Source organism: Pseudomonas sp. GW821-FHT02H09, from assembly GCF_059421425.1.
The window spans coordinates 38,596-51,306 of the sequence record NZ_JBWKVA010000030.1; the positions used below are offsets into that span (position 1 = coordinate 38,596).

The 12,711-nt window shown below is 59.1% G+C and carries 12 protein-coding genes; all 12 read right to left on the minus strand.

Annotated elements, in window-relative coordinates:
* Nucleotides 1-5: 5 nt before the first annotated feature.
* Nucleotides 6-623 carry a hypothetical protein gene (locus tag AC07VR_RS29095; RefSeq protein WP_494995606.1) on the minus strand — a complete coding sequence of 206 codons (618 nt, stop codon included), beginning with the start codon at nt 621-623 and terminating at the stop codon, nt 6-8.
* A 312-nt stretch (nt 624-935) separates the two neighbouring features.
* Nucleotides 936-1,139: a hypothetical protein gene (locus AC07VR_RS29100; protein WP_495013328.1), complete on the minus strand. Its 204-nt coding sequence runs from the start codon at nt 1,137-1,139 to the stop codon at nt 936-938.
* 120 nt (nt 1,140-1,259) lie between these two features.
* On the minus strand, nt 1,260-2,876 hold the full coding sequence (locus AC07VR_RS29105) for a methyl-accepting chemotaxis protein (RefSeq protein ID WP_495013329.1): 1,617 nt from the start codon (nt 2,874-2,876) through the stop codon (nt 1,260-1,262).
* Between the two features lie 169 nt (nt 2,877-3,045).
* Nucleotides 3,046-3,450 carry a TraR/DksA family transcriptional regulator gene (locus AC07VR_RS29110; RefSeq protein WP_150644317.1) on the minus strand — a complete coding sequence of 135 codons (405 nt, stop codon included), beginning with the start codon at nt 3,448-3,450 and terminating at the stop codon, nt 3,046-3,048.
* A 328-nt stretch (nt 3,451-3,778) separates the two neighbouring features.
* Nucleotides 3,779-5,125 carry a carbohydrate porin gene (locus AC07VR_RS29115; protein WP_494995603.1) on the minus strand — a complete coding sequence of 449 codons (1,347 nt, stop codon included), beginning with the start codon at nt 5,123-5,125 and terminating at the stop codon, nt 3,779-3,781.
* Between the two features lie 241 nt (nt 5,126-5,366).
* Nucleotides 5,367-6,389: an ABC transporter permease gene (locus AC07VR_RS29120; protein WP_494995602.1), complete on the minus strand. Its 1,023-nt coding sequence runs from the start codon at nt 6,387-6,389 to the stop codon at nt 5,367-5,369.
* Nucleotides 6,390-6,468: 79 nt separating this feature from the next.
* On the minus strand, nt 6,469-8,034 hold the full coding sequence (locus AC07VR_RS29125) for a sugar ABC transporter ATP-binding protein (RefSeq protein WP_494995601.1): 1,566 nt from the start codon (nt 8,032-8,034) through the stop codon (nt 6,469-6,471).
* 70 nt (nt 8,035-8,104) lie between these two features.
* On the minus strand, nt 8,105-9,031 hold the full coding sequence (locus tag AC07VR_RS29130; RefSeq protein WP_495013330.1) for a sugar ABC transporter substrate-binding protein: 927 nt from the start codon (nt 9,029-9,031) through the stop codon (nt 8,105-8,107).
* 54 nt (nt 9,032-9,085) lie between these two features.
* Nucleotides 9,086-9,274, minus strand: coding sequence for a hypothetical protein (locus tag AC07VR_RS29135; protein WP_495013331.1), 189 nt, complete (start codon nt 9,272-9,274; stop codon nt 9,086-9,088).
* A gap of 136 nt (nt 9,275-9,410) precedes the next feature.
* On the minus strand, nt 9,411-10,463 hold the full coding sequence (locus AC07VR_RS29140) for a Gfo/Idh/MocA family protein (protein WP_495013332.1): 1,053 nt from the start codon (nt 10,461-10,463) through the stop codon (nt 9,411-9,413).
* A gap of 187 nt (nt 10,464-10,650) precedes the next feature.
* The gene (locus tag AC07VR_RS29145) at nt 10,651-11,511 is read right to left on the minus strand and encodes a sugar phosphate isomerase/epimerase family protein (RefSeq protein ID WP_495013333.1); all 861 of its coding nucleotides are present in this window, start codon (nt 11,509-11,511) and stop codon (nt 10,651-10,653) included.
* A 136-nt stretch (nt 11,512-11,647) separates the two neighbouring features.
* Entirely contained in the window at nt 11,648-12,673 is a 1,026-nt protein-coding gene (gene iolG, locus AC07VR_RS29150; RefSeq protein WP_495013334.1) for a bifunctional inositol 2-dehydrogenase/D-chiro-inositol 1-dehydrogenase, read from the minus strand.
* Between the last annotated feature and the right edge of the window lie 38 nt (nt 12,674-12,711).

Sequence of the window (12,711 nt, forward strand, 5' to 3'; positions counted from 1 at the left end):
GAGGCTCAGTTCGTCGAAGGATTGCGCAGTTGAGGAGTGGCACTTGCGAGCAACTGAGCGATCAGATCGCGCAGCTGAGTGGCGCCCAGGCGGGTATTGAAATAGTCGGAGTTCCACAGGCCGATGTTCTTGTCGAGCTTGAGCTGCTCGACGGACCTGGCCAGTTGCTTGCCATGACGGTCTTCAATGATCAGCTCACCGGCCAGGTCGTATTTATCGACGTAAATCGGACCATTGGCCCAGATCCAGAGGGTCAGCGTAATCACAGATCCCGGGATGTAGGCCGGGTGCATGGTGCGTTTGCCTGCCAGGGACGTCAGATTGAATTTAAGGATGACGTCATCTTCTCCAGCCTTCACCGGAAACACGACGATCTTTTTGAAGTAGTCACTTTTCTCGACATACGCGCTGATCTGATCGGTCAACTGCTTGCTGCCAGCGGCACGCACGTTGTCGTCCAGGCGTGGGGCGGAAATCACCACATCGCTGACCTGCGCACCACGATCCAGCGTGGTGGTGGCGCGATTGGCGGGTTCGCCGATCGGCCCCAATGGGGTGAAAGAGACACAGCCGGTCAACGATAGACCGAGAACTACGGCCATCGCATAGAAAATACGCTTCACTGCTTACATCCTTTTTGGTTCTAAAGAGGATCAGGGGAGCGAAAAAGGCTTCACAGCGAGAGCGGCCGGAATCGATGCGCCGGCAATCATCGCCTCACCCACTGCGGGGTCGTTCGAGCGGATCAGGCCGGGGACGAGAATGAAACAGGCGAAGGGAGAACCCTCCATGGCGTGTAACAACTACATCCATGTGTACGCGACGACATTGGCAGCTCTATGACGCCAAAAACGCGGCGGCAGGTTAAAGCTTGCAGGAGGGATAAGCAATAGCCAATTGCCACTACTTATTTAGAAAGCACTGGCGCGAACAATTCAATGCAGGCTGCCGCTTTTTTCAACATTCAGTTGAGCCAGCCAGGCAGCCTTGCACTCCTCGGCCTCATCACGACTGGAAAACGCCGTGCCGCGCTGCTCGCCATTGAGCAGCACGACCCAGCAGACACTCTGCCCCAATGCCCGCAGGGTGGCCGGCACCCCACTGCCAATCATCACCGCGACATCGACTTTGCTCTGCATGAGGGCTCTCCGTTTTTTTCATTAGCTGCCTAACAGTATCGGCATGTTAATGACTTAACACGGAGGGAAATAGCTATCGCCCTGCACAGGTTTTTTGCATGCCGAGTAACAATCGATTCATCAAACCTGTGGCGCGTTCTCGGGTTTGTAACCCAAGCGCAGTCCACCCCAATGCCGGCCCTTGACCATGATCGGCACCGACAGGTCATGCATCAACTCGCCGGTGTCGCGGGTATAGGTCTGCAGTAAAACCTCCTGCTGATGGCTGCCACAGCGGATCCCGGTTCTGTCCGCAAACTTTCGTTTGGTGCGGTTTTGCAGCGTATCGGCCTGCGCATCGCCAGTCAGCGGCTGGCTGAATAGCTTATTGTGGGTCGGCACGTAGCCCTGCTGGGTGCAGGCAATGGCAAACACCAGGCCTTCATGACGAGGCAGCAGTGGCTCCTGAATCGCCGGCAATACCTGATCGGTGTAGCGGTCAAAACGGGTCTGGTACTTGGTTGGCGTGGTATTGGGAATGGCCTGATAGCTGCGGTCGAACAGGTCATCCAGACTGACGCGCCGCTGTTCGATATCGGCTTCGAATTGCGCCGTGATCTGTCTCGCACCTTCCCGGGCGAGGTCATAGATCCGCTGGTGATAGTCGTCCAGCCCCACTTCAGCAAGACGTTCACTGATGGTCTCGGCCTGACCTTCCATCTGCACCGCCGCTTCAGCCAGACGCCGGGTCTGTTGATCGCTGGCAGCCAGGTCGCTGCGCATCTGTTCTACCGCGTGAAACAAACTGTCGAGCTGTTCGCGATTGGTTTGCGTACCTTTGGCGATGTCGCTCACCTGGCTCTCGACGCCCGCCGCCAGCCGGGCGATGTTCTGCAGAGACTGGCCGGTGTGTTCCACCTGCTCGACCCCGGTGTTCAGATCGCTGGACAACTGGCGAATCTGCTCTACCACTTGCGCCGTGCGCAGTTGAATATCGGCGACCATCACTCCGACCTCGTCGGTAGCGGTCGCGGTGCGCCCGGCCAGACCGCGAACTTCGTCGGCAACCACAGCAAAGCCTCGTCCGTGCTCACCCGCGCGCGCCGCTTCAATGGCCGCGTTCAGCGCCAACAGGTTGGTCTGGCTGGCGATCGACTGAATCACCAGCGTCACCCGCTGGATTTCTTCGCTGCGCACGCTCAGGGCTTCCATCAGTAGACGGCTGTCATTGGCACGCTGGCTGAGCTGATGCATGCGGGTAATGGATTCAGCGAGCACCGAACTTCCCTCGGCACTGCTCTGATGGGCCTCACTGGCCGCGTTCAGAGCTTGTCGACTGAGTTGTGAAGTGGCTTTCTCGGTGTCGATCATCACCTCGGCGCTGCTGACAATCCGCGCAGCAGCATCCAGCTGCGACTGCAGCTTGCCAGCCAGTTGCTTGACCGAAAAGGCCACGCCGGCGGCGGACAGTGCATTGTGACTGGTGGTATAGGAAAGATCGCGAGTCAACTCAGCGATCGCACTGCCGGTGTCCACACGGGTTGCATCGATGCCGGGTTGCGAACGCAGCCGGGGAAGCCAGATGCTCAGCACCACCAGCGGCAGGCAAAGGTAGAGCGACCAGCCGTCGAGTGCCATGCCACTGAGCACCAGCATCAGGACGATGCTTTGCACAGTGGGTGTCAGCCAGCGCAACCCGGCCTTGGGCATTGCCACAGATTGCGGCACTGCGCCAGCCAGAGATCCGTCTCTCGTCATGTTCGTCACCCCCACCGCTTCTATTTATTGTGTCTGCATTAAACGCCGGCACAAGGCCATTATCTATGGTCCCTTAGTCGGGGGGTGCAGCAGATCAATAGAAGTGCACAATGGGTGTCGAACATCGAACCTGTGGCCAGGGAGCAAGCCCCCTCGCCACAAAGGCCTGTCAAGCCTGGCGCTGGTGCTTGTCGATTTGCTCGTGACGTTCTTGAGCTTCGATGCAGTATTTGGTGGTCGGGCTGATCAGCAGGCGCTTGAGGCCGATTGCCTCGCCGCTGTCGTCGCACCAGCCGAAGGTGTCTTCAGCGATACGGCCCAGAGCCATTTCCAGCTGCGGCAGCATACGCTGGTCGCGATCGATGACGTTGACCAGCCAGTGGCGCTCTTCTTCGACGGACGCTGCGTCGGCAGGATCGGCAGGGGTGTCCAGGCTTTCAATGGCAATACGGCTCTGCTCGATACGCGCGTGGGTTTCGACCTTCATGGCCTGCAACAGCTCAGTGAAGAAAGCCAGTTGCTCGGCATTCATGTAGTCATCCGCCGGCATGGCCAGCAACTTTTCCTTTGTCATTGATTTCTCTATAAAAAATACGTGCATTAAGGCGAATAAGGGAGCGTTCCGGCCGACCTGTTCAGATCTTCGGAAAGGCGCCATACATTCCAAGCGCCACCCGGCACTCAATTTACGAGGGGCGGCAGTCTAAGGCCGGTTTGAGGGCTCAGCAACTGAAATGACAGCGAATTTGTCCAACAAAGCTTGAAAGTGCTCTATGGCAGGCTTTGCGGGCGGTAATCGGAGTGTGTTTATAGCAAGAAATTCAATCGGACGGCTCTATATAGAAGACAAACGGCTATGCCACGCGGTCAGGCGTGGCGCAGATCACACTTTTGAGTCGCGATCAGAACACCGTTTCTACCTTCACCCCGCCAATGATTGCCGAGTCGACTTCGCGAACGCCACCGGGATCACGCACGTACTGCAGGTTCGGCCGCACCGTCAGCCAGTTGGTGACATGAAAGCCGTAATACACCTCGGCGCTGTATTCGCTGTTTTGCAACGGAATGCTCGCCGGGTCGTTGAAATCGGTCGCGCCGTTGACCTGGTTCTGCAGTTCTGCCCGCTTACGGAAATCGCTGTTGGTGTGGACGCGCGCCAGGCCGAAGCCGATTGCGTCCTTGGGCCGCGAGTCGAACGGCCCGGTGTAGACCAATCCCGCCTGGACGAAGTTGTCGACCTGATTGGTGTCCTTGTCGTGCAGCGTCAGGTTGGCGAACAGCGACAGACCGCGACTGGCATCACCGCCGTGACTGGTGATCTGCTGCTGCGCCACCAGCCAGTAGCCGGATTTGCCGCTGTGGGATCGAAATTCACCGCCGGTCAAAGGTTGCGGCTGGCCGTTGACGTCCTTGAGCACATCGTTGGCGTTGGCGGTGCTGTAGTAGTAGCCGACGCGGTACTCGCCCGGTAGCCCCTGGACTTTAGGCGACCAGACCAGCTCCACCGGGAATATCGTGCCTTTGGTACCGCTGCCGTCAAGTTTGAAGCCGTTGCCGACCTCCAGGTTCGACGGGTTCTGGTTATAGGCGCCGACCTGCACGAAGACTTCGGGATTGAGGCTGTACTTGACCCGTCCGGCCCATTGGCTGACTGGCCAGTTGAACCAGATGCTGCCGGCCCAGTTGCCGACCTGGGAGCCGCAGAAGGTCAGGCTCTGGAAATCGCAGGGGAAGCTGTTGAAGTCCTCGCCCGGACCAAAGCGGCCAACCTTCACGTCCAGTGCGCCATCCTCCAGGAAGCCCTTGCTCAACCACAGTTGCGTCAGGCGCCAGGTCTGGCCACGACCGAAGACTTCCTGGGACGAGGTGTAGCCACCGACTCGTGGGTCGGTGATCCGGTCGTTGGTCAGGCTGCGGCCGTCGCGCTCAGTGATCGCGACCTTGAACAGCGCGTTTTCCAGGCCCATGGCCTTTTGCAGGTCGACTTTCAGGCCAAACACGAACTGCTCGGTCCAGCGTGCAGTCTTGTCATTGTTGAAGCCGCCCTTGAGGTTGCTGGCGAACTCCCCACCGTGCTCTAGCTGGAAGTCATAGCCCTTGTCCAGCAAGTCGGTACGCAGACCGCCCCAGTCACCGGTCAGCCATTTGGAGTCAGCCGAGAATGCCTCCGCCGCATGGCTCTGGCCGACGCAGCCCAAGGCCGCCAGCAGCAGGCAGGGTGAGAAGTATTTTGTGTTTCTAACGCCCATGGCAAAGCTCCCCTTTATTGTTATCAGGATGTTTTTATCAACGTTGAGAGATGTCTTATTGCGCGTTAACCGTAGGAGCAGCCGGTCGACGCTCGATTGCTCGCGATGAACGATAACGCGGTGCGACAGATGAACCGAGTTGGTCGAGCGCGACCCCGGCCCATCACGAGCAATCGAGCGTCGACCGGCTGCTCCTACAGAACGGGGACCAGGACAGGCCCCCGCTTTTTACCAACCAGGTTCAGCGTTTGAGTTTGCGCTTGTTGCGGTATTGGTCGATGACCACTGCGACCACGATGATCAGGCCTTTGATGATGTCCTGAATGTAGGCATCGACCCCCACGAAGGTGAAGCCGCTGGCCATGACCCCGAGGATCAGTGCGCCGATCACCGTGCCGGTGATGCGCCCTACTCCGCCGGCCAGGCTGGTGCCACCGATGACCGCTGCGGCAATCGCATCCAGCTCGTAGGACATGCCCATCCCCGCCTGCCCGGTCGCGGCGCGGGCCGAAGCCACCACGCCAGCCAACCCGGCCAGCAGCCCGGCGATGCTGTAGACAATCACCAGATGGCGCTTGACGTTGATCCCCGAGGTCCGCGCCGCCTGCATGTTGCCGCCGATGGCGTAGGTATATTTGCCGTACTTGGTGTAGCGCAGGGCAATATGGAAAATCACCGCCACCACCAGAAAGATGATCACCGGCATCGCGCCGTGGCCGATGGCCGTGTACGAATCGGAGAGCATGCTCACCGGCTGCCCCTCGGTGTAGTAGCGCGCCAGACCGCGAGCCGAGACCATCATGCCGAGGGTGGCAATAAAGGGTGGAATCCCGGTGATGGCAATGATGCTGCCGTTGATCGCCCCCGCCAGCAGCCCGACCCCGAGCCCGGCGATCACCGGGATCCACACTGGCAAGTCAGTCAGCGATGGAAAGACTGCCCGGGCAAAGTCCGAGGTCTGCGCCAGACTGGCAGCGATCATCGCCGACAACGCCAGCACCGATCCGGAGGACAGGTCGATGCCCGTGGTAATGATCACCTGAGTCACGCCGATCGCCAGCAAGCCAATGATCGACACCTGCAGAATCATCAGCACCAAACGTTGCGAGTTCATCAAAAAGCTTTGGTCGCGAACGATCCAGCCAAACATTTCGAAGACCAGCCCGATGCCGATCAGCACCAGGAAAATGCTCAGCTCGGTCGGAAGCCGCCGGCGCGTCTTGACCGACGCTGCCGCGGGTTTGTTTTCCAGTATCGCGTTCATAGCCACTCACCCTTCTATAGCGTTGCCGGCGACGAGCACCCTCGTCACCCACAGCAAACCGTTTAAATGCATTGAACCGTCAATGAACCACGGACATTCCGGAAGCCAGTTGCATGACCCGCTCCTGGGTCGCTTCGCTGCGATCGAGGGTGCCCATCAGGTCGCCCTCGTGCATGACCATGACCCGGTCGCTCATGCCGAGCACTTCCGGCAGTTCCGAAGAAATCATGATCACCGCCATGCCTTCGCTGGCGAGGCAGGAAATCAATCGGTAGATCTCGGCTTTGGCGCCAACGTCGATGCCGCGGGTCGGCTCGTCGAGAATCAGGATTCGCGGATTGGTCATCAGCCAACGAGCCAGCAAGGCTTTCTGTTGATTGCCGCCGGACAAGGTGTCGATGCACTGCTCCAGCGACGGAGTCTTCACCCGCAGTTTCTTGCACATGTCTTCGCACAGGGCGCGCAGGGCTTTCTGCTGGATAAAGCCGTTGCCGACGTAATGCGGCAGCACCGCCATCTCCATGTTTTCCAGCACTGACAGGCACGGGAACAAGCCGCTGAGCTTGCGATCCTCGGTCAACAACGCAAAGCCCTTTTCGATGGCCATGTGCGGATCGCTGATGCGCACCGGCTGACCGTCGAGCCTGATTTCACCACCGTCGCTGGGGGTGATGCCGAAAATCGCTTCGGCGACATTGGTCCGCCCCGACCCCATCAGCCCGGCGATGCCGAGAATCTCACCGGCATGCAGGTCGAACGACACGTCCTTGAAAACGCCGTCCAGACGCAAGTCACGCACCGACATCAACAGATCGCCGATTGGCTTCTCGCGAACCGGGAACAACTGGCTCAATTCACGGCCGACCATCATCGAGATCAGGCTGTCGCCATCCATACTGTCGGCCCGTTGCAGGCCGATGTAGGCGCCGTCGCGGAACACCGCCACTTCATCGGCGATGCTGAACACCTCATTCATTTTGTGAGTGATATAGATGATGCCCTTACCCTGAGCCTTGAGGTCGGCAATGATCGAGAACAGGTGGGCGACTTCCTTATCGGTAATCGCCGACGTCGGTTCGTCCATGATCAGGATGTCGGAGTCGTAGGACACTGCTTTGGCGATCTCGACCATCTGCCGCTCGGCGATGCTCAGGTTACCGACCTGCTCCTCCGGATCGAGGTTGATCCGCAGCCGCTCCAGCAGTTTCGCCGTACACCGATGCATTTCCCGGTGATCGATCATGTGCAAGCCGTTGAGCTGCTCGCGGCCGATCCAGATGTTCTCGGCAATGCTCATGTGCGGCATCAGGTTGAGTTCCTGGTGGATCATCGCGATCCCGGCCTGCAGCGCTGCAAGCGGTGTCTCGAAGGTCACTGGTTTACCGCGCAGGCGCAGTTCACCAGCGTCCGGCTGGTAGATGCCGGCAATGATTTTCATCAGGGTCGATTTGCCTGCGCCGTTCTCGCCCATCAAGGCCAGTACAGAACCCGGACGCACGCGCAGTTGTACATCGGACAAGGCCACCACACCGGGAAAGCCCTTGCTGACGTTGATGATCTCCAGCAGGTACGGCTCATCGACAAGTGTCGCAGTTGGCTGGATACCCACCAACGGGGTGCTCGAAGCAGTCGCTGAAGCGAACATGATCAGGTACTCCATCAGCAAGGTCGCCGTAGCCACCTTGCGTGCTTATTGTTGTTATTGAACGGACCGGCTACTTGAACTGATCGACGTTGTCCGGGGTGATCAAACGGTAAGGTACCCACACGGCCTGCTCCACCGGCTCGTTCCTGGCCATCTTCACCGCCGCATCGATGGAGCCTACGGCCTGGCCTTTGGCGTCCTGGAACACCGATACCGCCAGATCGCCTTTCTTCACCGCGCGCAGGCCGTCGGGCGTACCGTCCACACCTGCGATCAGCACACTACCCTTTTCCACCCCGGCCTGCTTGAGGGCCATGGAGGCGCCGATGGCCATCTCGTCGTTGTTGGAGACGATAGCGTCGAATTTACGGCCCTGGGTCAGCCAGTCGTTCACCAGGGTCATGCCTTTGTCCCGCGACCAGGTACCGGTCTGTTCCTGCTCGATCTTGATGTTCGGGTACCTGGCCAGCACCTCTTTGACGCCTTTGGTGCGGTTGGTGGTGGAGTTGTTGGCCAGGTCGCCCAGCAGAATCACGATGTCACCTTTGCCATTCATTTTTTCGGCCAGGTACTGCATCTGCATCTGTCCGGCTTCCAGGTCGTTGGACGCTACAGTGATCACGCCCTTGGGCAGCTTCAGGTCATCCGGACGGCGGTTGACGTAGACCAGCGGAATCCCGGCCTTGACCGCCGCTTCAGTGATCTTTTTGGTTGCCGCGGTATCCACCGGGTTGACCACGATGGCATCGACTTTCTGGCTGATGAAGCTTTCAACCTGGCTCAGCTGCTTGACCACGTCGCTGCGCGCGTCTTCGAATTGCAGCTTCACGCCATCGGGCATGGACCTGGCTTTCTGGTCCATGGATTCACGCAGGTAAGTCAGCCAGGTGTCATCGAACTGCGACATGCTCACGCCAATCTTCATGTCAGCGAGGGCAGCACCGCTGGCAAGCATCAGGGACAAGGCAAGCGAGGTAAAACGGATCTTGGTCTTCATGAAACTCTGTCTCCACATTCTTGTTGGTTTTATGGATAAAGCGTTGGACCGGGATCAACTGACCTGCGCAGACAAACGAACGATCGGCGCGCCGGGAATGCAGCACACCAACGCGCCCTTGCGCTCGACGCACAGGAGTCTGGAAAGAGAAAGGGGCATGGACAGGCGCGGACCGCGAAGCAGATCGCGGGGCATTTGGAACGCGGTACGTAAAACACGCAGAGCAGTGCTGAAGGTTTTCATCGACGGTACCTGTTTGTTTTTGTTGGTTCGTCCTCCACTGCTTCAAGTGGCTTGAGGCAGATCGGAACGTTGATAGTCGGCAACCTGGAAATGACTTTATTGGAAAATAATTTCTATATCAACTGATTTTAGAATTTTATTCTGATTTTATTCCATCGATGGAAACGGCACCCAGTTCGACCACTTGATGCTGTTGCGAACTGAGGCGCGCAGCGTCTAGAACACGGGTGCTCGCCAGTGCATCGCGAGGGTCGACCGGCAGCGGGCCAGCGCTCTGCAACGCCTCTTGCAGCTGTAAATAGAACTGGTTCCAGCAGCCACGCTCAGAGGGAATCCGCTCGCGCTCTTCACCTTGCTCGAACCACCCCCAGCGCCGATGCTCTTCAACGCCCCAGCGCTCGCCCTCGGATTTGGGCGACAGACCGGCCAGCGCAGCGGCCTCCTGCCCGTCCAGCCCCTCGACGGTGTAGCAACCCGCTGTGCCGGTGACCCGAAAACGCGGTGCCGGGTTGTTCTGCAGACAGCTGCCCGACAAATGTGAAATCACCCCGTTGGTGTGGGTCAGCGAAACGAAGAAGCCGCTATCCAATACTTGCGTTTGATTGGCGTATTGCAGTTCGGCGTAAACCCGCGCCACCGGCCCGAACAGTTGCATGGCCTGATCCACCAGATGGCTGCCCAAATCGCGCAGGAAACCACCGCCACTGCCGTTACCCACCGATTGCGGCGCATAGCGCTCAATCCGTGATTCGAAACGGGTGACCTGCCCCAGCGCACCGGCCTCCAGAAGTTTGCGCACCGTCAGAAAGTCCGAATCCCAGCGACGGTTTTGATAGACGCTCAGTGGAACCTTTTGCCGTTCGGCAGCCGCGATCAGCGCGGCTGCTTGCTGCGCGTCGGCGGCAAAGGGTTTGTCGCTGACCACCGCCACACCGTGTTCGATAGCTTGCAGCACTAACGCCGGACGCCCTTGCAGGGTGGTCGAAATCACCAGCACATCGACCCCGGCTTCAACCAACTGGCCGATAGAGTCGAAAGCCGCAACGCCGGGATAGTCCGTCGCCAACAATAGCCGTCGTTCGGCCGAGCGGGTCACCACGCCGACGAAGGTTGCGGCGGGCAAACTGCTGATCAGCGGAGCATGAAAAAAACGACCGCCATGGCCGTAACCGACAAGTCCGATTCGCATAAGGTTTTCCTTAATGATGAAGGTGGTCTGCGTAGCAGCTGGCGAGCCCGCGAGCCTGCGTTCGGTTGCGCAGCAGCCGTAAAACCTGCAATCGCGGTGCATCAGGCACACCGAGTTTGATGGACTACGACCGCTTCGCGCTCGAACGCAGCCTCGCGGGCTCGCCAGCTGCTACGGAGACTCGTGCTTAGCGGCAGAGTTCGCTTTTGACCCGCTGCAGCATCATCCGGTTGGACTCATCCGGCCGGTCTTCCCAGGCGAACACCGAGACCGTGGCAATGCCGTCGAACTTGATCTCGCGCAGGGTGCTGAAAAACGCCTCCCAGTCCACTTCGCCCTGACCGATGTCCAGGTGCTGATGCACGGTGGCGGTTACGCCCGGCGGGTTGACGATGTAGCGCAGGCCCGACGAGGCTTTGTGGTTGTAGGTGTCGGCGATGATCAAGTGGGTCAGCTTATCGCCGGCGTACTTGAGCATCGAGGCGATGTCGCCTTTGCCGTCGTCGTAGAAGAAGGTGTGCGGCGCTGCGTAGAGGTAGTTGATCCAGTCGCGATCCAGACCGCGAATGATGTCTACCGATTCGTTGTTGCGTTCGCAGAAGTCATAAGGGTGCGCCTGGATATCGAGCTTGATGCCTTCACGCTCGAACACCGGCATCAGCTCGTCCATGGAGCGCATGAACTGGTTCTCACAAACCAGCGGGTTGTCCGATTGTCCGGTGAACTCGGTATTGACCAGCTCGCAGTCCATTTCCACGGCGATCTGGATCGCGCGCTTCCAGTTGCGCAATGCCGCCTGGCGCAAGCCTTCGTCGGCAGCGGCCCAGTGGTACATCGGCAACAGCGAGGAAAGTTTCACGCCGGTGTCGCTGAGGGCCTTGCGAAATTCCTTGATCCGCGCCTTGTCGACTCGTGGCGCCTTGTAGAACGGCAGGAAATCTTCCCGGGGGGACAGTTCGATATGTTCGTAGCCAAGCTCGGCAACCTTGTCGACCATCTTGCCCAGGGACAGGTTGCGGTACATGTAGGGATCTAGTGCGATGCGCATAATTTTTCTCCTTCACCAGCTGCTTGATCGTTCCCACGCTCTGCGTGGGAATGCCGCCTTGGACGCTCCGCGTCCGTCGCCAGATGACGCAGAGCGTCACGGGATGCATTCCCACGCGGAGCGTGGGAACGATCGGTCAGCCGTAAAACTTCGGACGATCCGGCAACCCGACCTTCACGATCGTCCCGCTCTGCTGTGCTGCAACGCAGGCATCCGCCGCCACCGCCGCCGCAAAGCCATCCCAGGCCGACGGCCCGCCTACTTGCCCGGCCCGTACGCCGTCGATAAACGCCTGCAACTCGACGTCATACGCGGCGATAAAGCGATCCTTCCAGTCCATCAAAATCGCATTGGAGAGTTTGGCGCCGCTGCGCAGTTGCACCTGGGATGGCTCAGGCAGTTTGGCAATACCGGTCTCGCCGACCACTTCGCACTGGATGTCATAGCCGTACTGGCAATTGACGAAAATCTCGACGTCGATGCGGGTGCCCTTGGCGGTTTCCAGCAGCACGATCTGCGGGTCCTTCAAGTGAGCGTGGGCCTTGCTGGTCTTGCGCGGGAACACCACCTGGACCGACACATAATCATCGGCCAGCAACCAGCGCAGCACGTCCAGTTCATGGATCAGCGTGTCGGTGATCGCCATGTCGGTCTTGTAGTTCTCGCCCACGCTCGGGTTGCGGTGCGCGCAATGCAGCATCAGCGGTTCGCCGATCTGGCCGCTGTCGATCACCGCCTTGAGTGCCCGATAGCCCTGATCGTACGGACGCATGAACCCCACCTGCACCAGACGCTTGCCATGGGCTACTTCGGCCTCGACGATCTTGCGGCAGCCTTCGGCGGTCACCGCCAGCGGCTTCTCGCAGAACACCGGTTTGCCGGCGGCAATCGCCGCGAGTACGAACTCTTCATGGCTCGGGCCCCAGGACGTCACCAGAATCGCTTCGACTTCCGGCGCCTTGATCAGCGCATGGCCATCGGGGTAGACCTCGGCGGTCAGTTTCAAGTCGGCGACAACCTTGGCCGCCTGCTCAAGATTGATATCGGTAACGGCCACCACCTGGCTGTTGAGCAAGGTCTGGCTGCAACGACGGATATGGTCCTGACCGATGGCACCGGTGCCGATGACGCCGATTCGCAACGAATTAGAAAGCAAAGACATGTCTGTTCTCCATTGGAATGTTTGTTGTTGTATCCAGA

Excerpts from the sequence above, each read along its gene's own strand:
- AC07VR_RS29100 (WP_495013328.1), bottom strand. The coding sequence starts at position 1,139 with ATGCAGAGCAAAGTCGATGTCGCGGTGATGATTGGCAGTGGGGTGCCG.
- AC07VR_RS29105 (WP_495013329.1), bottom strand. The coding sequence starts at position 2,876 with ATGACGAGAGACGGATCTCTGGCTGGCGCAGTGCCGCAATCTGTGGCA.
- AC07VR_RS29110 (WP_150644317.1), bottom strand. The coding sequence starts at position 3,450 with ATGACAAAGGAAAAGTTGCTGGCCATGCCGGCGGATGACTACATGAAT.
- AC07VR_RS29115 (WP_494995603.1), bottom strand. The coding sequence starts at position 5,125 with ATGGGCGTTAGAAACACAAAATACTTCTCACCCTGCCTGCTGCTGGCG.
- AC07VR_RS29120 (WP_494995602.1), bottom strand. The coding sequence starts at position 6,389 with ATGAACGCGATACTGGAAAACAAACCCGCGGCAGCGTCGGTCAAGACG.
- AC07VR_RS29125 (WP_494995601.1), bottom strand. The coding sequence starts at position 8,034 with ATGTTCGCTTCAGCGACTGCTTCGAGCACCCCGTTGGTGGGTATCCAG.
- AC07VR_RS29130 (WP_495013330.1), bottom strand. The coding sequence starts at position 9,031 with ATGAAGACCAAGATCCGTTTTACCTCGCTTGCCTTGTCCCTGATGCTT.
- AC07VR_RS29135 (WP_495013331.1), bottom strand. The coding sequence starts at position 9,274 with ATGAAAACCTTCAGCACTGCTCTGCGTGTTTTACGTACCGCGTTCCAA.
- AC07VR_RS29140 (WP_495013332.1), bottom strand. The coding sequence starts at position 10,463 with ATGCGAATCGGACTTGTCGGTTACGGCCATGGCGGTCGTTTTTTTCAT.
- AC07VR_RS29145 (WP_495013333.1), bottom strand. The coding sequence starts at position 11,511 with ATGCGCATCGCACTAGATCCCTACATGTACCGCAACCTGTCCCTGGGC.
- iolG (WP_495013334.1), bottom strand. The coding sequence starts at position 12,673 with ATGTCTTTGCTTTCTAATTCGTTGCGAATCGGCGTCATCGGCACCGGT.